This window comes from Paraburkholderia guartelaensis (assembly GCF_004353905.1).
Lineage (GTDB): Bacteria > Pseudomonadota > Gammaproteobacteria > Burkholderiales > Burkholderiaceae > Paraburkholderia > Paraburkholderia guartelaensis.
In genome coordinates this window covers 85,439-106,511 of record NZ_SMOD01000006.1, presented here as the reverse complement: position 1 = coordinate 106,511, position 21,073 = coordinate 85,439, and the positions used below count along the sequence as shown (strand labels likewise).

The following is a 21,073-nucleotide window of genomic DNA, read 5'->3' as shown; positions in this document are numbered from 1 at the left end:
CCCGGAACGGCAAAAACGCATTAACATAACAACCTAGCATTGTACTCCAGGGACTTATCGTCATGACCAATCCAACCGATCTCAAGAACATCGGCCTCAAGGCGACGCTGCCTCGCCTCAAGATCCTGGAGATTTTTCAGCACAGCCCTGTGCGCCATCTGACCGCCGAAGACGTCTACCGGAACCTGCTGAACGAGGAGCTCGACATCGGCCTCGCCACGGTCTACCGGGTCCTCACGCAGTTCGAGCAGGCCGGGTTGCTCACGCGCAGCAACTTCGAATCGGGCAAGGCGGTGTTCGAGCTGAACGAGGGTAGTCACCACGACCACCTCGTGTGCCTCGACTGCGGCATCGTCGAAGAATTCTTCGACCCCGAAATCGAAAAACGCCAGCAGATGATCGCCACGGAGCGCGGCTTTAAGCTCCAGGAGCATGCACTCGCCCTGTACGGCGCCTGCACGAAGGAAAATTGCCCGCACCGCAAGCACTGACCGCTTGCGGCTTGCAGGCTGCAGAAAAGGAAACGCCACGGCAGATCTGCCGTGGCGTTTTCGCTTGGGCGCCGGTCTTCGGGGAAAACCGATCCGGACCTCAGGCGGGCACGAGCGACGTGTCGGCTTGCGCGAGCCGCCAGGGCCGTGCGAGCGCGATCTCGTCGCAGTTCGGCTGCGTACCGCCGCGGTCGATCACCACGAAGTCGCTCACGCGCCCGAACGCGAGCAACGGGTGATGCCACACGCCTTTGGCGTAGTTGACGCCCTGCCCGCGCCCGGCCCAGAACGCCCGCAGCCCGGCCGGATCGAACTCGCCCGCGGGCGCGACCACCACCGCATAGCTCACGTCGCCAAGCGGCACGAACGCCTGGCTGCCTAGCGGATGCCGCTCCATCATCGCGATCTCGACAGGCCACGTACGCGGCTGGGCGCGAAACACGCTGACGATGGGCCGGCCGCCCGCCTCGTTCACGTCGATGGCGGCGAGATCGTGAAAGCGCTCGGTCGTGCCGCCGTTGATCGGAAAATGGCGCGCGCCGTCGAGTTCGATGACGTCGCCGAACGGCGCGAACGCCTCGCGCGTCAAGGGTTCCATGTGCAGGATCTGCATCGCGGCTCCTCGCTTAAGCCAGTTCGCCCCACAGGCGCAGGCGCGAGACGCCGCCGTCCGGGAAGATGTTGAAACGCACGTGCGTGACCGGGCCGAGCGCCGCGATCCCGCTCTCGAACACGTGCTGCTTGTCCATTTCGAGCTTCTGCTTGCCGAGCAGTGCCGGCCAGAACATCGCCTGGGTAACGAGCGAATCGTCGGTGCCGCCCGTCACGCTCGCCGCTTGCAGGGAACAGCGGTCCGGGTAATTGCCCTTGAAGTGCGCCGTGTCGACTTCGATCTTGCGGATGATGCCGGGCCGCGCGAGCGCCACGATCGCCCAGTCGTTGCCGGGTTCGCGGCGGCGGCGCGTTTCCCAGCCGTCGCCCATGTTCACGCCGCGGCCGGGCATCAGGATCGTGGAAGCGAGCCCGAAGTGCTGATTGTTGGCCGCGACCAGATAAGCGCCGTTTTCGATCGCCGCGAGATCGACGAGGCTGCCGCGCTCCAGCGTGCTCCAGTCGCGCCGGGGCTGACCGTACACGCGCAGACGCGCGAGGCCGCCGTCGGGATAGAGATTCACGCGCAAATGCGTGAACGCGCGCGTATCGCTCACTTCGACGTAGTGGTGCTGGTTGCCCTGCAAGGTCGTCGCCGGGACGATGGTCTGCCAGTCGGCGTTGTCACCGGGCGTTTCGTCGTCGCCCAACTGCGCGTAGCACGCCTCGATCGAAGCGGCCGGCGGAAAGTTGCCCGTGAAATGGCTCGTATCGAGATCCAGGCCGTAAATCACGCCCGGTCGCGCGAGACGCACGATGCAGAAGTCGTGGCCGGTCGTGCGCTTGCGGCGCGTTTCCCAGCCGTCCATCCACTTGCCGTGGTCGTCGTACTTGCCGGGGATGAAGACCGCGGGCTGCGGATCGAGCATGCGCTCCTTCGGCGCGAAGAACTCGTCGCTCGCGTGGAGCGCACGGGCGCCCAGACGCGGATCGGCGAGGTTCATGTAGCGGCGCGTGAAGGCGGGGGCGTTGGGGTCGAGAGTCGGAATGGCCATGATGGTGTCGAACGCTTAGGTTTTCAGTTGATCGAAGGAAAATGTCTGCAGATGCGGTGTGAAAGTTCAGGCGTGCGCGTGCTTGCCGCCGAGTGCGCCGTCTTCGCCATGCGCCGTGTCGGCATCGCTGTCGCCGGCCGGCACGTAGAGAAAGCCTTCGTCGAGGTTCAGCACGCGCGTGGCGCGCGCCTTGTCGATGTCGTGCTCCCACACCGCGACCACCACCGTCGCGACGCAGTTGCCGATCAGGTTGGTGAGCGCGCGGGCGATGCCGACGAACCAGTCCACCGGCAGGATCAGCACGAGGCCGAGCACGGGAATCGCGGGAATGGCGGAGAGCGTGGCGGCGAGAATCACGATCGCCGAGCCGGGAATGCCGTGCGCGCCTTTCGACGTGATGAGCGAAACCAGCACGACCACGATGAGGTCGTGCATCGACAGCGGAGTGTTGGTCGCCTGCGCGATGAAGATCACGGCGAGCGTGAGGTAGATCGAAAAGCCGTCGAGATTGAACGAGTAGCCCGTCGGGATCACGAGTCCCACTGTGGAATCCTTCACGCCCATCCATTCGAGCTTGCGCATGATCTGCGGCAGCACGGCGTCGGAAGAAGCGGTGCCGAGCACGATCGAGAGTTCTTCGCGCAGGTAGCGGATCAGCTTGAACACGTTGAAGCCCGCGAGACGCATGACGATGCCGAGCACGACCGCAACGAACACGATGCAGCTGGCGTAGAACACGATCACGAGCAGCCCGAGTTGCTTGAGCGAAGCGACGCCGTACGTACCGGTCGTGAACGCGATCGCGCCGAGCACGCCGAGCGGCGCGAGCTTGATGATGAAGCCCATCACGCGGAAGAACACCTGCGAGAGTTCGTCGATCAGGCTGTTCACGCGCTGCGCCTTCGGGCCGAGCAGCGAGAGTGCGCTGCCGAACAGCACCGAGAACACGAGGATCTGCAGGATATCGCCCTTCGCGAAGGCGTCGAAGGCGGTGTCGGGGATGATCTTCAGCAGGAAGGCGGCGGTGTCCTTCAGGCTCTTGGCGTGCTCGGTGTAGGTCGCGAGCGACGCGGCATCGAGCGAGTGCAGATCCACGTTCATGCCCGCGCCCGGACGCGTGACATACGCGAGCACGGCGCCGATCACGAGCGCGATGGTCGTCATCGCCTCGAAGTACACCACCGATTTCAGGCCGACGCGGCCCACCTTCTTCAGGTCGCCCGCGTGCGCCATGCCGCTCACGACCACGCAGAACACGATAGGCCCGATCACCATCTTGATGAGCTTGAGAAAGCCGTCGCCGAGCGGACGCAGCGACTGGGCGAAATGGGGAAACACCGCACCTACCACGATGCCCAGTACGAGGGCGATCACTACGCGGCCAAACAGCGAATTGAAGAACTTCGTCACGACTGTCTCCTTGATCGATAGGACCCGGCGCTTCAGGGCCTGGTCCCATCCCATGCAAAACCATGAAGGGGAAGCAACTGTTCTGACTGGTCTGACCAGCACTGTTATGGCGGATAGTAGGAAGCCGATATACCGGAGTCAAGGTTGGGAAGCGCGGTGTTTACCCTTGCGCGGTCTGACCAGTTTGCGGGCCAGAGCGCCACGCCTTATCCCGCGGCACGCGGGCGTTGACGCGACGCACCATGCGGGTGCGCCGGACGGGACTACAATACCGGTCAGACCACGCGAAAGCTGCACGCGCCATCCGATGAAGAACGTTCCGCACACCGTCACCGACGCCGCCATCGCCACGATCCGCGAACGGATCGAGGGCGGTCTGTATCCGGTCGGCAGCCTGCTGCCCGCGCAGCGGCAGCTTTCCGAGGAACTGGCGATCAGCCGCGCGTCGCTGCGCGAAGCGCTCTCGACGCTCGAAGCGCTCGGCATGCTGTCGATCCGCGCCGGCAAGGGTGTGTACGTGACGAGCGCGCAGGCCACCAACGCTCATCCGTGGCGTTTCGCCGATCAGTCGTCGCTGCCCGACACCTACCAGATGCGCTACGCGCTCGAAGGCTTCGCCGCGCGCATGGCGGCGCTCGCCATCGGCGACGCCGACGTGGCGTGGCTCGAAGCGAACACCGAGGCCCTGCACAGCGCCCTCGCCTGCGAAGAACTCGACGAAGCCGCTCAGCTCGACTTCGAATTCCACATGCGTATCGTGAATCTCGCGGGCAATGCGGCGATCGAATCGATCCTGCGCAGCAGCGCCGACATCATGAAAGAGAGCCAGCGCATGCCGTTCTACCGGCGCGAGCGCGTGCTCTCCACGCATCGCGAGCACGGCCTGATCGTGGTGGCGCTGAAGGCGCGCGACTCGGCGGCGGCCGGCGAGGCGATCGAGGCTCACATCGCCAATGCTGCACAGCGCGCGGGCGTGTACTTCCCCACTCCGCCCGCGTTCGCAGGCGCCTCCCAGAGCGCCATCGAAAAGTAAGGACGAAAAAAAACCGCCCCGAAGGGCGGTTTTTTCATGCAGCGCAGAGCGTGCTTACTTCGCGTTCGCGAGAGCCACAGCCGTGTCCAGCATGCGGTTCGAGAAGCCCCACTCGTTGTCGTACCAGCTCGACACCTTCACGAGACGGCCCGAGACCTTCGTGAGCGTGGCGTCGAACGTCGACGATGCCGGGTTGTGGTTGAAGTCGATCGACACCAGCGGTGCGTCGTTGTAGCCCAGGATGCCCTTGAGCGCGCCTTCCGAAGCTTCCTTCATGATGGCGTTGACTTCTTCAACCGTCGTGTCGCGCTTGGCGATGAACGACAGGTCGACGATCGACACGTTGATGGTCGGGACGCGGATAGCGTAGCCGTCCAGCTTGCCGTTCAGTTCCGGCAGCACGAGGCCGACAGCCGAAGCCGCGCCCGTCTTCGTCGGGATCTGGCTGTGCGTGGCCGAGCGCGCGCGGCGCAGGTCTTCGTGGTACACGTCGGTCAGGACCTGGTCGTTCGTGTACGCGTGAATCGTCGTCATCAGGCCGGTTTCGAGGCCGATCTTGTCGTTCAGCGGCTTGACGAGCGGTGCCAGGCAGTTCGTCGTGCACGATGCGTTCGAGATGACCGTGTGTTCGGCCTTCAGCACGTTGTGGTTCACGCCGTAGACGATGGTCGCGTCGACGTCCTTACCGCCCGGCGCCGAGATGATGACCTTCTTCGCGCCACCCTTGATGTGCGCGCTTGCCTTTTCCTTGGTCGTGAAGAAACCCGTGCACTCCATCACGACGTCGACGCCCAGCTCGCCCCACGGCAGTTCGGCCGGGTTGCGGTTGGCCAGCACGCGGATCTTGTCGCCGTTCACGACGAGGTAGTCGCCGTCGACCGTCACTTCACCGGGGAACTTGCCGTGTGCCGTGTCGTATTGCGTCAGATGCGCGTTCGTCTTCGCGTCACCCAGGTCGTTGATCGCAACGATCTGGATGTCGTGCTTCTTGCCGTTCTCGTAGAACGCGCGAAGCGTGTTACGGCCGATGCGGCCGTAGCCATTGATAGCGACGCGAATGGTCATGGTTTATCTCCTAAGGGCTGAAAAATTCTGAAACCAGTGCTGCGCTGGCGTCGACGCCTGGCTGGGGCGGCCCGGCGGGGCGCTCAAGGCAGCGGGCCCGCCAGATCTTGCCGATCAGGCGGGCCCGTTACGCATGCTTAGTTGTCGAGCGCGGCCTTGGCCGTCGCGACGACATGATCGACCGTGAAGCCGAAGTGCTTGAACAGCACGCCAGCCGGGGCCGATTCGCCGAACGTGTCGATGCCGACCACGCCGCCTTCGAGGCCCACGTACTTGCGCCAGAAGTCGGTCACACCGGCTTCGATCGCGACGCGGCGCACGCCCTTGGGCAGCACGCGCTCGCGGTATTCGGCGTCCTGCTTGTCGAACACGTTGGTCGACGGCATGGACACCACACGGGCGCCGATGCCTTCGCGTTGCAGCGCTTCGACGGCCTTCATCGCCAGTTCGACTTCAGAGCCCGTGGCGATCAGGATGATCTTGCGGCTCGGGATGTCGTCGTTCCAGTCCTTGAGGACGTAACCGCCCTTGGCGATGTTCGCGATCTGCGCGTCCGTGCGCTCGTTGAACTGCAGGTTCTGGCGGCTGAAGATCAGCGACGAAGGACCGTGATGCGAGATCGACTCGGTCCAGGCCACCGCGGTTTCCACGGTGTCAGCCGGACGCCAGAGCGTCATGTTCGGGATCAGGCGCAGGCTTGCGACCTGTTCGATCGACTGGTGCGTCGGGCCGTCTTCGCCGAGACCGATCGAGTCGTGCGTGAACACGAAGATCGACGGGCACTTCATCAGCGCGGCCACGCGCAGCGCGTTGCGGCTGTAGTCCGAGAACGTGAGGAACGTGCCGCCGAACGCCTTGTAGCCGCCGTGCAGGTTAAGGCCGTTGAGCGCCGCGCTCATGCCGAACTCGCGCACGCCGTAGTTGATGTGGTTGCCCCACTGGATGCCGGTTTCGCCGGCCTTCGCGGCGCGCACCGGCTTCGAAGCCTTCCAGTTCGTGAGGTTCGAGCCGGTCAGGTCGGCCGAGCCGCCCAGCAGTTCGGGCAGTGCCGCGGCGAGGCCTTCGATGGCCTGCTGCGAAGCCTTGCGCGTGGCGACCGTTTCCTTGCGCGAATCCGCGCCAGCGACGATTGCCGCGGCCTTCTGCGCCCAGTCGGCGGGCAGCTTGTGCGCCATGCGGCGCTCGAACTCGGCGGCTTCGGTCGGGTACTTCGACTTGTACGCGGCGAACTGTTCGTTCCATGCAGCTTCGAACTTCGCACCGGCGTCCTTCGCGTCCCAGTCTGCGTAGACTTCTTGCGGCAGCGTGAACGGCTCCCACTTCCAGCCCGCGGCTTCGCGCCACTTGGCGATTTCCTCGGCGCCGAGTGCCGCGCCGTGCACATCGTGGCCGCCTTGCTTGGTGGGCGCGCCCTTGCCGATGATGGTCTTGCAGCAGATCAGCGTGGGCTTGTCCGAGGCCTTGGCCTTCTGGATGGCCGCGTCGACGGCGTTCACGTCATGGCCGTCGACGTGAGGGATCACGTTCCAGCCGTAGGCTTCGAAGCGTTCCGGCGTGTTGTCGTGGAACCAGTTGACCACGTCGCCGTCGATCGAGATACCGTTGTCGTCGTACAGCGCGATCAGCTTGTTCAGCTTGAGCGTGCCGGCGAGCGAGCAAGCTTCGTGCGAGATGCCTTCCATCAGGCAGCCGTCGCCGAGGAACACATACGTGTGGTGATCGACGATCTTCGCGTCGGCCTTGTTGAACTCTGCTGCGAGCAGCGCTTCGGCCAGCGCCATGCCGACCGCGTTCGCCAGACCCTGGCCGAGCGGGCCCGTGGTCGTCTCGACACCCGGCGTGATGCCGAACTCGGGGTGGCCCGGCGTCTTCGAGTGCAGTTGACGGAAGTTCTTCAGTTCCGCCATCGGCAGGTCGTAGCCCGTCAGGTGCAGCAGCGAGTACAGCAGCATCGAGCCGTGGCCGTTCGACAGCACGAAGCGATCGCGGTCGCTCCAGAGCGGGTTCGTCGGGTTATGGCGCAGATGGCGCGACCACAGCGCAACGGCGATCTCGGCCATGCCCATGGGCATGCCGGGGTGACCGGAGTTCGCTTGCTGAACGGCGTCCATGGACAGCGCACGAATGGCGTTGGCCATCAACTGGGTGGTAGCGGGGGAGGCGGAGGACGAGGTCGTCATGTCGAGTCCGGAAGTGTGCAAAAAGCGGCGTGGGCGGCGCAGGTCGCGGATAGCGCATAGCGGGCGCACACAGCAGCGCGGGGGTCCGGAAGCTCGGCAAATCGCCCGCTCAGGCGCACATGCGGCGCCAGGAGACGCGAAACGGCCGGAGCAAACGGATAGGGCTGCAAAGCGGAATATTCTAGCAGATCGTGGGGATTATCCCTGGCCGCAGGGCGCGGGGTATGTGCCGTGCGCGCCATCATCCCCGCCGCGGGCGGGGTCCGGTTCACACCCCCTATAATGTCTCTGTTGGCCCTATTTTCTGCGCGATTTTCGCGCGCTCGGGCGTACCGCCAGCGCTTCTCGACCTCCGTGACCGACACCCTCCTCTTCCATCCTGCGGCAGATGCGCTCTACGGTTTTCCTGGCGCGCGCCGCCTCGCCGCGGCCGATACGCCGTGGCAGCGCATCGAGGTCTGGGACACGCAGCAGCTTGGCTGCCTCTTCACGCTGGATGGCCGCCCGATGACCTCCGCCGGCGACGAATTCATCTATCACGAGTGCATGACGCACCCGGCCGCGCTCACGCATCCCGCGCCGCACGCGGCGCTCGTGCTGGGCGGCGGCGACGGCGGCGCGGCGCGTCAGTTGTTGCGCCACCCGGGCGTCGAGCGCATCGTCGTGGCCGAACTGGACCCGGACGTCGTGCGCCTGACGGGCGACTATCTGCCCGAGGTGCGCGGCAACGCCTTCGAGGATCCACGCGTGGAACTCGTGATCGGCGACGCGGCGGCTTTTGTCGCCTCGACGCAGGAACGCTTCGACCTCGTCGTATTCGATCTGACTCCACCGGATTCGCCCGCTGCCGGACTCTACACGCCAGCGTTCTACGCCGCGCTCAAGCGCGTGATGAGCGCCGACGCGCTCGTCTCGCTCCATCTGGGCTCGCCGTTCCATCATGCGCAGCGCGTGGGCGCGCTGCTCGGCGGACTGCGCGAGGCCTTCGCCGTCGTACGGCCGCTTGCCGCCTACGTGCCGCTCTACGGCTCGCTTTGGCTCATGGCGATCGCGAGCGACACGCTCGATCCGGCCGGCATCGACGAGACCGCGCTGCAGGCGCGCGCAGCCGAGCGGCAGCTCGAAGGCTTGCGCTACTACGACCCGCGACTGCACGCGGCGCTCTTAAAAAGTCCATGCACAGCCCGCGATAAACTAGGCGAAATCCTACGGCTTTAGTGGTCCTGTCCGTGGAGAATGGCTGGCCCCAAGCGCTTTTATCCTGCGCGCCCTCGCCCGGAGCGGCACGGCGCTTCATCCGAACCGCGAATCTGGAGAGACTCGATGACCGCACCCCGCCCCGCCGGCGTGCCGTGGCTGACACCGTATCTAACAGTGCGCGACGCGCGCGCGTCGATGGATTTTTATAGGGCAGCACTCGGTTTTGCGGTACGCGACAGCGTGGAGGACGACGGCGCGATCATGCACGTCGAAATGACTTACCACGATCAGCTGATCGTCATGTTTGCGCCGGAGGGCGCATTCGGTTCGACGGCGCGCACGCCCAAAAGCGCAGAAGCCGTCGCGCCGCAATCTTTTTATCTGTATGTCGACGATGTCGACGCGGTTTATGCGCGGGCGCTCGAAGCCGGCGCGAAATCGCTGAGCGAGCCACAGGACCAATTCTGGGGGGACCGTTTCGCGCAGATCGAAGACCTCGACGGCTACCGCTGGGCGCTTGCTCGCCACTTGTCCTGATTGAATGAGAAATAGTTCTATGCCCCGCTTTTTCGTCGGCAACGCCCTGCAATCCGACGACGTTGTCACCCTTCCCGACGAAGTCACGCGCCACGTCCAGGTGCTGCGCCTGCAGCCCGGCGACACCATCGTGCTGTTCAACGGTCTTGGCGGCGAGTACAACGCCGAGATTGTCGGCATGGAGCGCCGCGACACGCAGGTGCGCATTGGCCCTCACCGCGACGTCGAAGCCGAGCCGCCTTATCGGGTCACGCTCGCTCAGGGCGTTGCCGGCAACGACAAAATGGACTGGCTGATCGAAAAGGCCGTCGAACTGGGCGCGACGCATTTCGTTCCGCTCACCGCCTCGCGCAGCGTCGTGCGGCTTTCGGGCGAGCGCGCCGTGCGCCGCCAGGTGCACTGGCAGCGCATCGTGCAGGCCTCGTGCGAACAATGCGGACGCAACCGCCTGCCCGACGTCGCGCCCGCGCGTGACATCGCCGCATGGCTCGACTCCCTGCCCAAGCGCCCCGGCGAAGGCGAACTGCGTTTGCTGCTCTCGCCGCGCGCCAACGTCGCATTCTCGACCTTGCCCGTCGAGCCGCCTTCGGGCGAAGTGACGGTGCTGATCGGGCCTGAGGGAGGATTCTCGTCGCAGGAAGAAGCGGCGGCGCTCGACCAGGGCTTCATCGCCATGGGACTCGGGCCGCGCGTGCTGCGCACCGAAACGGCGGGCATCGCCGTGCTCGCGGCGCTCGCCGCGCGCTGGGGTGGCTGGTAAGCGCAGCGGGTAAAAATGACAAAGCCCGCCGGAAGGCGGGCTTGCGGTTTACTGTCGCATGCGCGCGACGGAACGTGAGCCGAAGGTCAGGCGAACGAATAAAAAACGCGGAACGGCACCTTGCGCTCGGCCCAGTATTCCGAAGCCTCGCGAAATACGTCGAGCAGCGTCTCCCGCCCGTCCTTGTCGAACTTCTGGGCAATCGGCAGCCCTTCCAGCACGATCACGAAACCCGGCTGCTCGCCGGCCTTCTGTACCAGATCGGTCAGGCAGTCGTACAAGCCGTCGTAGTTCTTGCCGAAATGCTTCGGAAACAGAAACGACGTGGCAATGGTCTCGAGCACTTCCTGCTTGGTTTGCGCATTCGCGCAGAACGCATAGAGGAAATGCTCCTGCAGCCGTTGGGCTTCGTCCGAGAGATCCTGAATGCGAAACGCCCGGATCGACTGGACAATATTCGGCTGCACGGTCGAAAACAGGCTCATGGCCCCCTCGTTCGATGAAAGCCCCGCCTCATCCTGGCGCGCCTCGCTGTCGTGCTTCAACTGCATGACGCGCTGGAACAGGTTGCCCTCCCCGGACGCGAACAGATCGCTCGCGACCCGAGGGTCGTGCGCGTAAACGTTATCGCTCATGCCGCTCATCCCGGTGTCAATCAATAATTCGCCTGAAACTGGCGTAGTGGTCGTCGGAGTAGTAACAGTTGTCGGTCCGCTTGCGTGGGCCGCCGCAAACGATGCGCTTGGCACCGCGGTTGTGCGCCCCCGGCGTCGGGACCGTGTACTCGTGATAGTAGCCCCGCCGCTGCGGTGGCAATATCCGCTCAAAATTCCCGAATACAACGCCGTCTTTCTCGAAAGGGAACGGGCCGCCCGCCGCAATCAGGCTCAACGTGCCCACCGCCTCACGCGGAAGTTCGTTGACCGAAATGCTGCCGACCGAATTACCCGCATCTTCCGGCTGACTCGTGCGCGCCTGAGCGCCACCTGCCGCGAACGCTGCGGTTGCGACCAGCGCCACCGCTGCAGCGCGCCGCAAGCCAGACAAACTGCCGCCGAAACAATGAGTTAGACGAGGCGCCATCCCCTGGTTCCCGCTTCCCTGGTTACGCGTTCGACGACCATGAAAGGTGTAAGGGTATCGCTAATGATGCCTGGAAGCAACGTTAGTCAGGCGAGGACGACCAGGGCTTGACCCCGCACAAGGGCCAAACCGGTAAATTTTACAATCCCATTTCGGGCAATTTTGCTCGCTCGAACCGGGTCTCGCGCTCAAAAAAAATCGGCGTGCTCAGAGGAGCACACCGATTTTTAGGATCGCGTCATCGGGCGCCGCCGGCGCCCCGCACGACTGAGCTTAACGTGCCGCGTTCACGTCCGCGACGAGCAGCGCCGTCATGTTGACGATGCGGCGCACCGTGGCGGAAGCCGTCAGCACGTGCACCGGCTTGGCCGCGCCCAGCAGGATCGGCCCGATGGCGATGTTGTTGCCGGCCGCCGTCTTGAGCAGGTTGTAGGAAATATTCGCCGCGTCGATATTCGGCATGATCAGCAGATTCGCTTCGCCTTCGAGCGTCGACTCGGGCAGGATCTCCTTGCGCAGGTTCGCGTCGATTGCCACGTCGCCGTGCATTTCGCCGTCCACGTGCAGGTCCGGCGCGCGCTCCTGGAGGATCTCGAGCAGGTCGCGCATCTTCTGGGCGCTCGGCGCGTTGCTCGAACCGAAGTTCGAGTGCGAGCACAGCGCGATCTTCGGCTCGATGCCGAAGCGGCGCACTTCCTCGGCCGCCATGATGGTGATTTCCGCGAGCTGCTCCGGCGTCGGGTCGACGTTGACGTGCGTGTCGACGATGAAAATCTGCCGGTTCGGCAGCACGAGCGCGTTCATCGCCGCGTAGACGTTGCAGCCCGCCTTCTTGCCGATCACCTGGTCGATGAAGTGCAGGTGGCGGTGCGTCGTGCTGACCGTGCCGCAGATCATGCCGTCGGCCTCGCCCTTTTCCACGAGCATCGAGCCGATCAGCGTGGTGCGGCGGCGCATTTCGAGCTTCGCCATTTGCTGCGTGATGCCCTTGCGCGCCATGAGCTTCGCATAGGTCTGCCAGAACTCGCGGTAGCGCTCGTCATGGTCGGTGTTCACGACCGTGTAGTCCTGGCCGGCGTGCAGGCGCAGGCCGTAGCGCGCAATGCGCTGCTCGATCACCGAGGGGCGACCGATCAGGATAGGCCTGGCGAGCTTTTCGTCGACCACGATCTGCACCGCGCGCAGGATGCGCTCCTCTTCGCCCTCGGCGAACACGATGCGCTTCTTCTCCGGCTCCACGGCGCGCGCGAGCTGGAAGATCGGCTTCATGGTCGTGCCGCTGTGGTAGACGAACTGCTGGAGGTGCTGTTCGTAGGCGTCCATGTCCTCGATCGGACGGGTCGCGACGCCCGAGTCCATCGCCGCCCTGGCCACAGCCGGCGCGATCTTGACGATCAGCCGCGGGTCGAAGGGCTTCGGAATCAGATACTCAGGCCCGAACTGCAGATCCTGGATGCCGTAAGCCGTGGCCACGACATCGCTTTGCTCCTGGCGCGCCAGTTCCGCAATCGCGTTCACCGCGGCGATTTCCATTTCGCGCGTGATCGTGGTCGCGCCCGCGTCGAGCGCGCCGCGGAAGATGAACGGGAAGCACAGGACGTTGTTCACCTGGTTCGGGTAATCCGTGCGGCCCGTGGCGAGCACGGCGTCCGGACGCACTTCGAGCGCCAGTTCCGGCAGGATTTCCGGCGTCGGGTTGGCGAGCGCGAGAATGAGCGGCTTGGCCGCCATCTGCTTGACCATGTCCTGCTTGAGCACGCCGCCCGCGGAGAGGCCGAGGAAAATATCGGCGCCTTCGATCACTTCGGCAAGCGTGCGCGCGTGGGTTTCACGCGCGAATCGCTCCTTGTCCGGGTCCATCAGCTCGGTGCGGCCCTTGTAGACCACACCCGCCAGGTCGGTCACGACGATGTTTTCGAGCGGCAGGCCCAGGTCGACGAGCAGGTCCAGACAGGCCAGCGCGGCGGCGCCCGCGCCCGAGGCGACGAGCTTCACGTCCTTGATGTCCTTGCCCACGACCTTCAGGCCGTTCGTGAAGGCAGCCGCCACCACGATGGCCGTGCCGTGCTGGTCATCGTGGAAGACCGGAATCTTCATACGCTTGCGCGCTTCGCGTTCGACGATGAAGCACTCGGGCGCCTTGATGTCTTCGAGATTGATGCCGCCGAACGTGGGTTCGAGCGCGGCGATCACGTCGACGAGCTTGAGCGGGTCCGTCTCGTTGAGTTCGATGTCGAACACGTCGATGCCCGCGAACTTCTTGAAGAGCACCGCCTTGCCTTCCATTACCGGCTTCGAGGCGAGCGGCCCGATGTTGCCGAGGCCGAGCACGGCCGTGCCGTTCGACACGACGCCCACGAGGTTGCTGCGCGCCGTGAAGCGTGCGGCGTTGAGCGGATTCTCGACAATCGCCTCGCACGCGAACGCGACGCCCGGCGAGTACGCGAGCGAGAGATCACGCTGATTGATCATCTGCTTGGTCGGCGCGATCGCGATCTTCCCGGGCGTGGGGAACTCGTGATAATCGAGGGCGGCTTCGCGAAGCTTGTTCGTAGCAGGATTCGACATGGGAGGCAGGACGTTAGTGCGGATTAGAATGACAACTCGAACGCTAAGTGGACCGATTGTAGCGCCAATCCCCGGCAGCATTCCTTTCAGTTCGGGCGCAAGTGCCGCGACCGCGATAGAGGGAAAGTCATGCCAGGGCGCCCTTTGCGGCGACGGCCATTTCCCAACCGTCATAATCCTTTCGTCATGCTTTCCGAGTTCTCCCTGATCGACCGATATTTTGCGCGGCGAGCGCGCACGAAGACGCAACGCGCCGCGCTGGGCATCGGCGACGACTGCGCGCTCATCGCGCCCGCCGCCGGAGAAATGCTGGCGGTCTCGACCGACATGCTCGTGGAGGGCCGCCACTTTTTCCCCGACATCGATGCGCACGCGCTCGGCCACAAGGCGCTCGCCGTGAATCTCTCCGACCTCGCCGCGATGGGTGCGAAGCCGCTCGGCTTCACGCTGGCGTTCGCGCTCCCCAAGGCGGACGAGGACTGGCTAGCCGCGTTCAGCGCGGGCCTCTTCGAGTTGGCCGAGCGCTTCGACTGCGAATTGATCGGCGGCGATACCACGGCGGGGCCGCTGAACCTGTGCCTGACGGTGTTCGGCTCGGTGCGTCAGGATGCCGCACTTAGGCGCGACGCCGCCCACGCGGGCGACGACATCTGGGTTTCCGGCACGCCCGGCGACGCGCGCGCGGGTCTCGGCATGATGCGCGGCGAATGGCAGGTGAGCGAGCAGGACGCCGGGACTTTGCGCCGGGCGCTCGAATACCCCGAACCGCGCGTGGCGCTGGGCCTCGCGCTGCGCGGCGTGGCGCGCGCGGCGCTCGACGTTTCGGACGGCCTCGCCGGCGATCTGCGCCACATTCTGGAACGCTCTAACCTCGGCGCGACGATCGACGTCGACGCCCTGCCGCTCTCGCTCGCGCTTGCGCGCCTGCCGCGCGACGTGCAGTTGCAATGCGCGCTCGCGGGGGGCGACGATTACGAACTGTGTTTCACGGCGGCTCCCGCGCAGCGTGACGCGGTCGCGGCGGCGGCGCAACAGGCCGGTGTGCGTGTCACGCGCATCGGTACAATGACTTCCCGCACTTCGCCGCACGCAGCCCCCGAGATCGCCTGGCGCGACGGTGGTGGCACGCCGCTCAATCTGACGTTGCAAGGTTTCGATCACTTCCATGCAGACTGACCCCACGCCCGCCGGGCAGCCGGCACCTCCGTCAGGCTCGGCACGCAACGCCGCCGCACCCGGCACGGGCGGTCAGGCCGGCGGACCGCGCCGCGCCGACGCGCCGTTCATGCTCACCCATCCGCTGCACATCATTTCGCTCGGATTCGGCTCGGGGCTCTCGCGCCTCGCGCCCGGAACGGCCGGCACGCTGTTCGCTTGGGCATCCTTCGAGGTGCTCAACCGCTATCTCACGGTGACCGAGTGGGGACTGCTGATCTTCTTTGGCTTCTTTGCGGGCATCTGGATCACGGGGTTCACGGCGAAGAAGCTGCGCACGGATGATCCGTCGGCCATCGTTTGGGACGAGATCGTTGCGTTCTGGCTCGTGCTGCTCATGATCACGCCCGTCGATTTCGAGGGGCGGCTCTGGGCCTTCGTCGTCTTCCGTTTTTTCGACATGGTGAAGCCGCCGCCCATTCGCTATTTCGACCGGCGCTTCAAGGGCGGCCTCGGCATCATGCTCGACGACATCGTCGCCGCATTCTTTACGCTGCTCGTCATTGCGCTCTGGCGCATGTCGGTCTAGCGCCACCTCGCCGCCAACCCAACGGATTGCTGCAATGGCTACCGATTCCGTCGTCCACCAACTCGCCATCCGCGTCGGCAACAAGCTGCGCGACGGGCGGCTCATGCTCGCGACCGCCGAATCCTGCACGGGCGGCATGGTCGCCACCGCCGTCACCGACATTTCCGGCAGCAGCGTCTGGTTCGAACGCGGTTTCGTCACTTATTCGAACCAGGCGAAGACCGAGATGATCGGCGTGCCGCCCGAACTCATCGAAAAGCACGGCGCGGTGAGCGAGCCGGTCGCGCGCGCGATGGCCGAAGGCGCGCTCAGCAACAGCCGGGCACAAGTTTCGCTCTCGATCACCGGCGTCGCTGGACCGGGCGGCGGCACACCGGAAAAGCCGGTTGGCATGGTGTCGTTCGGCTGGAGCAACCGGTTGCATACGAGCGTCGAGACGCTGGTCTTCAAGGGCGACCGCGAACAGATTCGCGTGCAGGCCGCCGCGCACGCGTTGCGCGGGCTGCTCGCGTTCATCGACGAACAGGAACGCTAAAACCGGCCCGCGCCTCGCTGGAGCGCCGGCCGGGCCCACCAAGGAGGCCCATGCCATGGCAGCCGCGAATACCGCAGTCGAAGAATTGATCCGCCGCTTCGGGCTTGAACCGCACCCCGAAGGCGGCTACTACAGCGAAACCTATCGGGCCGACAAGTTCGTGCGCCGCGACGGCGCAGCCGCGGCAGAGGGCACGCGCGCGGCCTCGACGGCCATCTACTTCCTGCTCGCGGAAGGCGCCTATTCGGCATGGCACCGCATCCGCTCCGACGAGCTCTGGCACTTCTACGCGGGCTCGCCCATCGAGATTCATTCGATCGACGAACGTGGCGTGCTCTCCACGCGCAAGCTGGGCCACGCGCTCGACCATCCGGGCACCGTGTTCCAGGCGGTGGTGCCGGCCGGACACTGGTTCGCGGCGCGCTGCTGCGATCCTTCGACCTATGCGCTCGTGGGCTGCACAGTCGCGCCGGGGTTCGAGTTCAGCGAATTCGAGATCGCCGATGCGAGCGCGCTCGCCGAAAAATATCCGCTGCATCGATCGATCATCGAGTTGTTCGGCAAGCCGGCTTCCGTTGCGGCTGCTGCCGCGAAGAAAGATTAGGCGCGCGGCGGCAGCGTCGAATTTCGCACAATACAAAACGGACGGCCTTTCGCGAGCCGTCCGCGCCACGCCACGCCTGCCACTAGCGTGCTTTGTTGCACCGCCGCTTATTTCTCGACGATCTCTACGCGCCGGTTGGGCGCGAGACAGGCGACCACAGAGGCGGTCGCCGTTTTGCCCGGACACACGCGCAGCGGCTTCGTGGCGCCGCTGCCTTTGACCTCGACTTGTCCGGCATGCACGCCATGGGCCTCGAACTCATCCGCGACGGCCCGCGCGCGCTGCTGCGAAAGCCGCTGGTTGTGCGCGGCCGATCCGAAGCGGTCGGTGTAGCCCGTGATGCCGAGCGTGCGGCCCTTCGCGCCAGATTCAAGCCATTGCTTCGCCAGCAATTGCACCTGGCGCTGACCTTCCGGCTGCAGCACAGCGCTGTCGAAGTCGAACAGCGCGTCGGCCGAGAGCGACATCGGCGTCTCGGGCTGAGGCAGTGGCTTCGCCGTCGGCGGCACGCACTTGTCGAGTTCGCTGTTCACCTGCTGCGCGAGCTTGTGCGCGCGCTCGATCGCATCCCAACCATGCACCCAGCGCGTGCCGTGCGTTTCGTCCTGCTCTTTCCACGCTTCGTCGCTTAGCGCCGAGAGGCGCCCCGCGTCTTCGCCGCGGCACGGCGACTCCGAAGCCCGCTGGTTCACGCGCTCGATTTCCTGCAGCGCATTCACCCACTTTTCGCGCGTTTCGACTGGCGGCCAGTTCTTCTCGCCGTAGATCGGCTGAAACGGCACGCTGCCATCGATGAAGTGACGGCCGTTGTTCAGCGCACGCGCCGCCGCGTCGTTATAAACGTTCGATACGAGGACGTGGCTATCCTGCCGCGCCGCGATCTCGAGCCAGCCTTCGGCGAGGCCACGCTGATACGGATCGGCGATCCGTTGTGCGGCAGGCATCAGCGCCTCGGCGTCGCTGCCGACGCCGGCGAATGCCTGGGTACTCGCCAGCGCCGCGAGCAGCGCCGCGCATATCAAGGTTTTGTTCATGAGTTTCTCCGTGCCCGCCACGATTTCCCCTGGCGGGCCACGCGTTGCGCCTGAGCGATCAGAACCCGAATGTCGCGCCAACCGAAGCGCCGGTGCTGCCGCCACTTCCAGTCGAGCGAGCAACGTGCGCGTTCAACAGCAGGCGGTCGCCCACATACCAGTTCGCGCCGAGTGCCAGGGCGCTTTCGCCGCCGTAGGTACCGGCCGCAACGGCCACCTGGAAGTTGCCTTCCGCCCGTGCGTTCGGGATGAGCGACGAAGCCGCCATCGCCGTTGCGCCCAGTGCGTTCATCTGCTTGCGAACGATGCCGATCTGCTGGTTCGTGTACGCGTTGGACTGCTGCGTGGCCTGCTGGACGGCGCTGCCCGTCGCATTGCTGACCGCGTCGTTTAACTGGTCGACGTTGACCGCGTCCGTGCCCGCCGTGCCCGCCGCGACGTTGGTGATCTGGCGTTCGCTGCCCGCCGATCCCACCGACACCGTGTTTGCACGATCGGCCACCGAACCTGCACCCAGCGCGACCGAGTTCTCCGCGGTTGCCGTAGCGCCCGCGCCGAGCGCCGTCGAATTCTTTGCGGTGGCTTGCGAGCCCGCGCCATATGCCGACGATGTCGCACCGCTTGCCACCGAATTCGCGCCGCCTGCAGTGGCATGGGTGCCACTTGCGGTGGCCGCTTCCGAGTTGCGATCGCCTTGAGCCGAGAACATCGGATCGGTCGAGTTTTCGGCGATATTGGTGACGCTCGCGAGCGCGGCGTTCATCTGGCCAACGTTCACCGCGTCGGAATCCGCCACGCCGTCAGCCAGGTTGTGGATCGAGACTGGCGTGGTCGAACCCGAGCCGCCCAGCGTGATCGCGTCGTGCGCCGACGAGTCGTACATCACGGCATCGGCGAGCTGGCTGCTGATGTTCGTGATGCTCTGGCTCACTGCGTAGAGCTGCGAGCCGTTGACCGCATCCACGCTCGATTCGTTCACCGCGCCGTTTGACACGCCCGTCAAGACACGCGTGCCTGCCGTGCCCGTGAAATCGACGGTCGTGCCGCCCGTGTCCTTCGCCACCGTCACGGTGCTCGTCGGCGTGGCTTGCCGCACCAGACCGATCGTGCCGTTGTTGATGTTGTTCGTCAGGTTCGTGATGTCGGTGGTGTTTTGCGTCACGCGGCCGTCGAGGTTCGTCAGTGCGCCGCCCACGTTGTTGAACGTATCGCCACCGATCAGGTACGTCGGCGCCGAGATCGAGCCGTCGCTGTTCACCGTTGAGCCACCGCCGAACGAGTCTGCCGTCGAGCTGGCCAGGTTGTACAGCTGGGAACCGTTCACCGCGTCGAAGCTCGTAGCCGAGACTTCACCCGCTGCTACGTTATGCAGCGCTACCGGCGTGGTCGCATCCACTCCGCCCAGCGTCACGGAGTCATGCGCCGACGAGTCGTACAGCACGGCATCGGCGAGCTTGCCATTGATGTTCGTGATGTCGCCTTGCAGGTTCGTGATGTCGGTGGTGTTCTGCGTCACGCGGCCATCGAGATTCGTGATGGCGCCACCGACGTTGTTGTAGGTGTCGCCACCCACGATATAGGTCGGGTTCGAGATCGAGCCGTCGCTGTTCACAGTCGAACCGCCGCCGAACGAATTTGCCGTCGAGCTGGCCAGGTTGTACAGCTGCGAACCGTTCACCGCGTCGAAGCTCGTAGCCGAGACTTCACCCGCCGCTACGTTGTGCAGCGCCACCGGCGTGGTCGCATCCACTCCGCCCAGCGTCACCGAGTCATGCGCGGAAGAGTCATACATCACCGCATCGGCGAGCTGGCCGTTGATGGTCGTAACGTTGCCCTGCAGGTTGCTAATGTCGGTTGCGTTCTGCGTAACCTGCTGGTTAGTCGCGAACAGTTCCGAGCCATTCACCGCATCGGTCGACGAAGCCGTCAGTTGGCCTGCCGCAACGTTGGTGATCGTGCGCTCATTGCGTGCCGAACCCACCGATACCGTGCTCTTCGCGTTCGTGCCTGCGAAGGTGTAGCTATTGCCGCCGATCGTCGCGCCCGGCGTGTTGACCGCTACCGCTGTGGTCGTATCGGTGCCTAGCGCGACGTCGTTTGCATTGGTCGCGACGGCACTCGTGCCTATCGCCACCGAGCCGCCACCCACCGACTTCGAGTAGCCACCGATGGCAACCGAACTGTCGCCGGTCGAATTCGCGTACATGCCCATCGCCACCGACGCATAGCCTGACGCGTTGTTGTAACTGCCCATTGAGGTAGCGAAATCGCCACTTGCTGCTGACCTGTAACCCAGAGCGCTGCTGGCAGCGCCGGCTGCCGTTCCGAGCGAACCCACCACGGTTCCAAATGCGCCCGTAGCGGTGGCACCGAAGCCGACCACGCCCGCATTCTGACCACTGGCAAGCGTGTACTGGCCGATTGCCATTGACCCGATTCCCGTCGCACTAGCACTGGCGCCGATCGCAAGGTTGAACTGCTGGAGATAGCGACCATCGTTCACAAGCAAATAATTAAGTGAAGTATCAGCCGCATATGCGTTCGAACCAATCGCAATGTTTGAGTCAATGCCACTGTCATTCGAAGCGGTGCTGCCAGTCCCGCCAGCGCTATATGCGTGTGCCTGGCTCACTACGCTTAGCGCCGCTGCTGCAATCACGATCGCCTTCGCCGCGCTTGCCTTCTTCTTGCCTTTAGCAAGTTCCGAAGCCGCAACCCATGTCCCCGTCGCTTCATTCCATATAGAGCGATGCGTCTTATTCATTAGTATTCCTTAACTATATTTATAAACTAAAACTGGTTTTGCAGAGTTTGCAAATCGCCTGGAATTGCGCCGAACTGGATCTATTCGCCTGGCTTCAAGTCTGGTTTTCGTTCATGCCTGCTTGGCACAGGAAATCTCGTTCTGTGAGCGACCACGCCGTTGAGCCGCAATAAAGAAGCGGTAGCGGTCCGAATTCGGCACGCTCGACACGAAGCCGGCAGAGGAGTGATTCGAGACGCTCGCACGCATGGCGCGCGAGGTGAAAGACGAAGTGCCGCCTCAGCATCATGACCTCGATACTAAGGAAGGCGGGGAGCGGAAAGTATCGGACAACTCCTATTGTTAGCCAACAGGCATAAATCGTTCAGACACTTGCAAATAGCGAACTGACGAGAAGTGCTCGTTTCGCCCGCGCCGGA

The 21,073-nt window shown here is 64.6% G+C and carries 19 protein-coding genes; 9 read left to right on the top strand and 10 right to left on the bottom strand.

Annotated features, from left to right (window positions below; all coding sequences use genetic code 11):
* The first annotated feature begins 62 nt into the window (after positions 1–62).
* A complete protein-coding gene (gene fur, locus E1N52_RS09865) occupies positions 63–491 on the top strand; it encodes a ferric iron uptake transcriptional regulator (RefSeq protein ID WP_069268417.1) in 429 nt (142 codons plus the stop codon).
* Positions 492–591: 100 nt separating this feature from the next.
* Here the strand turns inward: fur and E1N52_RS09860 are convergent, their stop codons facing one another.
* The 3 genes from E1N52_RS09860 to E1N52_RS09850 all read right to left on the bottom strand — a co-directional run bounded on the left by E1N52_RS09860 (position 592) and on the right by E1N52_RS09850 (position 3,547).
* Positions 592–1,104, bottom strand: a complete 513-nt coding sequence (locus E1N52_RS09860) for an ureidoglycolate lyase (RefSeq protein WP_133182349.1) — start codon at positions 1,102–1,104, stop codon at positions 592–594.
* Positions 1,105–1,117: 13 nt separating this feature from the next.
* Positions 1,118–2,137 (bottom strand): allantoicase, encoded by a 1,020-nt coding sequence (gene alc / locus E1N52_RS09855; RefSeq protein ID WP_133182348.1) that lies wholly within the window; start codon positions 2,135–2,137, stop codon positions 1,118–1,120.
* 66 nt (positions 2,138–2,203) lie between these two features.
* Positions 2,204–3,547 (bottom strand): C4-dicarboxylate transporter DctA, encoded by a 1,344-nt coding sequence (locus tag E1N52_RS09850; protein WP_133182346.1) that lies wholly within the window; start codon positions 3,545–3,547, stop codon positions 2,204–2,206.
* A gap of 307 nt (positions 3,548–3,854) precedes the next feature.
* On the opposite strand from E1N52_RS09850, the gene E1N52_RS09845 reads away from it, so the two are divergent.
* Positions 3,855–4,580 carry a FadR/GntR family transcriptional regulator gene (locus E1N52_RS09845; RefSeq protein ID WP_133182344.1) on the top strand — a complete coding sequence of 242 codons (726 nt, stop codon included), beginning with the start codon at positions 3,855–3,857 and terminating at the stop codon, positions 4,578–4,580.
* A gap of 54 nt (positions 4,581–4,634) precedes the next feature.
* Here the strand turns inward: E1N52_RS09845 and gap are convergent, their stop codons facing one another.
* Together gap and tkt are read right to left on the bottom strand one after the other, a co-directional pair.
* Entirely contained in the window at positions 4,635–5,645 is a 1,011-nt protein-coding gene (gene gap, locus E1N52_RS09840; protein ID WP_133182342.1) for a type I glyceraldehyde-3-phosphate dehydrogenase, read from the bottom strand.
* 137 nt (positions 5,646–5,782) lie between these two features.
* A complete protein-coding gene (gene tkt, locus E1N52_RS09835; protein ID WP_133182340.1) occupies positions 5,783–7,825 on the bottom strand; it encodes a transketolase in 2,043 nt (680 codons plus the stop codon).
* Positions 7,826–8,179: 354 nt separating this feature from the next.
* On the opposite strand from tkt, the gene speE reads away from it, so the two are divergent.
* The 3 genes from speE (at position 8,180) to E1N52_RS09820 (ending at position 10,322) form a co-directional block, all read left to right on the top strand.
* A complete protein-coding gene (gene speE / locus E1N52_RS09830) occupies positions 8,180–9,043 on the top strand; it encodes a polyamine aminopropyltransferase (RefSeq protein WP_133182338.1) in 864 nt (287 codons plus the stop codon).
* A 105-nt stretch (positions 9,044–9,148) separates the two neighbouring features.
* Positions 9,149–9,562, top strand: coding sequence for a VOC family protein (locus tag E1N52_RS09825; protein ID WP_133182336.1), 414 nt, complete (start codon positions 9,149–9,151; stop codon positions 9,560–9,562).
* A 19-nt stretch (positions 9,563–9,581) separates the two neighbouring features.
* Entirely contained in the window at positions 9,582–10,322 is a 741-nt protein-coding gene (locus E1N52_RS09820) for a 16S rRNA (uracil(1498)-N(3))-methyltransferase (protein ID WP_133182334.1), read from the top strand.
* Between the two features lie 86 nt (positions 10,323–10,408).
* Here E1N52_RS09820 and E1N52_RS09815 read toward each other — a convergent pair whose 3' ends face one another.
* The 3 genes from E1N52_RS09815 to E1N52_RS09805 all read right to left on the bottom strand — a co-directional run bounded on the left by E1N52_RS09815 (position 10,409) and on the right by E1N52_RS09805 (position 13,973).
* The gene (locus tag E1N52_RS09815) at positions 10,409–10,966 is read right to left on the bottom strand and encodes a barstar family protein (RefSeq protein WP_133182332.1); all 558 of its coding nucleotides are present in this window, start codon (positions 10,964–10,966) and stop codon (positions 10,409–10,411) included.
* A gap of 7 nt (positions 10,967–10,973) precedes the next feature.
* Positions 10,974–11,405, bottom strand: coding sequence for a ribonuclease (locus E1N52_RS09810; protein WP_133182330.1), 432 nt, complete (start codon positions 11,403–11,405; stop codon positions 10,974–10,976).
* 273 nt (positions 11,406–11,678) lie between these two features.
* Positions 11,679–13,973, bottom strand: a complete 2,295-nt coding sequence (locus tag E1N52_RS09805) for an NADP-dependent malic enzyme (protein ID WP_133182328.1) — start codon at positions 13,971–13,973, stop codon at positions 11,679–11,681.
* A gap of 186 nt (positions 13,974–14,159) precedes the next feature.
* Between E1N52_RS09805 and thiL the strand changes: the two genes are divergently transcribed.
* Genes thiL through E1N52_RS09785 form a run of 4 tightly spaced genes read left to right on the top strand, consistent with a single transcriptional unit; the run spans position 14,160 to position 16,856 of the window.
* A complete protein-coding gene (gene thiL / locus E1N52_RS09800) occupies positions 14,160–15,149 on the top strand; it encodes a thiamine-phosphate kinase (protein ID WP_133182326.1) in 990 nt (329 codons plus the stop codon).
* Positions 15,139–15,717 (top strand): phosphatidylglycerophosphatase A family protein, encoded by a 579-nt coding sequence (locus E1N52_RS09795; RefSeq protein ID WP_133182325.1) that lies wholly within the window; start codon positions 15,139–15,141, stop codon positions 15,715–15,717. The genes thiL and E1N52_RS09795 overlap by 11 nt, the downstream gene beginning before the upstream one ends.
* Positions 15,718–15,751: 34 nt before the next feature.
* Complete coding sequence (locus tag E1N52_RS09790) at positions 15,752–16,252, top strand: CinA family protein (RefSeq protein WP_133182323.1); 501 nt, start codon at positions 15,752–15,754, stop codon at positions 16,250–16,252.
* A gap of 55 nt (positions 16,253–16,307) precedes the next feature.
* Positions 16,308–16,856 (top strand): cupin domain-containing protein, encoded by a 549-nt coding sequence (locus tag E1N52_RS09785; RefSeq protein ID WP_133182321.1) that lies wholly within the window; start codon positions 16,308–16,310, stop codon positions 16,854–16,856.
* 107 nt (positions 16,857–16,963) lie between these two features.
* Here E1N52_RS09785 and E1N52_RS09780 read toward each other — a convergent pair whose 3' ends face one another.
* Both E1N52_RS09780 and E1N52_RS09775 read right to left on the bottom strand, forming a co-directional pair.
* Complete coding sequence (locus E1N52_RS09780; protein ID WP_133182319.1) at positions 16,964–17,890, bottom strand: OmpA family protein; 927 nt, start codon at positions 17,888–17,890, stop codon at positions 16,964–16,966.
* A 58-nt stretch (positions 17,891–17,948) separates the two neighbouring features.
* Entirely contained in the window at positions 17,949–20,654 is a 2,706-nt protein-coding gene (locus tag E1N52_RS09775; RefSeq protein WP_133182318.1) for an ESPR-type extended signal peptide-containing protein, read from the bottom strand.
* Between the last annotated feature and the right edge of the window lie 419 nt (positions 20,655–21,073).

Coding starts and splice junctions, on each gene's coding strand:
- fur (WP_069268417.1), top strand. CDS start 63: ATGACCAATCCAACCGATCTCAAGAACATCGGCCTCAAGGCGACGCTG.
- E1N52_RS09860 (WP_133182349.1), bottom strand. CDS start 1,104: ATGCAGATCCTGCACATGGAACCCTTGACGCGCGAGGCGTTCGCGCCG.
- alc (WP_133182348.1), bottom strand. CDS start 2,137: ATGGCCATTCCGACTCTCGACCCCAACGCCCCCGCCTTCACGCGCCGC.
- E1N52_RS09845 (WP_133182344.1), top strand. CDS start 3,855: ATGAAGAACGTTCCGCACACCGTCACCGACGCCGCCATCGCCACGATC.
- gap (WP_133182342.1), bottom strand. CDS start 5,645: ATGACCATTCGCGTCGCTATCAATGGCTACGGCCGCATCGGCCGTAAC.
- tkt (WP_133182340.1), bottom strand. CDS start 7,825: ATGACGACCTCGTCCTCCGCCTCCCCCGCTACCACCCAGTTGATGGCC.
- E1N52_RS09825 (WP_133182336.1), top strand. CDS start 9,149: ATGACCGCACCCCGCCCCGCCGGCGTGCCGTGGCTGACACCGTATCTA.
- E1N52_RS09820 (WP_133182334.1), top strand. CDS start 9,582: ATGCCCCGCTTTTTCGTCGGCAACGCCCTGCAATCCGACGACGTTGTC.
- E1N52_RS09815 (WP_133182332.1), bottom strand. CDS start 10,966: ATGAGCGGCATGAGCGATAACGTTTACGCGCACGACCCTCGGGTCGCG.
- E1N52_RS09810 (WP_133182330.1), bottom strand. CDS start 11,405: ATGGCGCCTCGTCTAACTCATTGTTTCGGCGGCAGTTTGTCTGGCTTG.
- E1N52_RS09805 (WP_133182328.1), bottom strand. CDS start 13,973: ATGTCGAATCCTGCTACGAACAAGCTTCGCGAAGCCGCCCTCGATTAT.
- thiL (WP_133182326.1), top strand. CDS start 14,160: ATGCTTTCCGAGTTCTCCCTGATCGACCGATATTTTGCGCGGCGAGCG.
- E1N52_RS09795 (WP_133182325.1), top strand. CDS start 15,139: ATGCAGACTGACCCCACGCCCGCCGGGCAGCCGGCACCTCCGTCAGGC.
- E1N52_RS09790 (WP_133182323.1), top strand. CDS start 15,752: ATGGCTACCGATTCCGTCGTCCACCAACTCGCCATCCGCGTCGGCAAC.
- E1N52_RS09785 (WP_133182321.1), top strand. CDS start 16,308: ATGGCAGCCGCGAATACCGCAGTCGAAGAATTGATCCGCCGCTTCGGG.
- E1N52_RS09780 (WP_133182319.1), bottom strand. CDS start 17,890: ATGAACAAAACCTTGATATGCGCGGCGCTGCTCGCGGCGCTGGCGAGT.
- E1N52_RS09775 (WP_133182318.1), bottom strand. CDS start 20,654: ATGAATAAGACGCATCGCTCTATATGGAATGAAGCGACGGGGACATGG.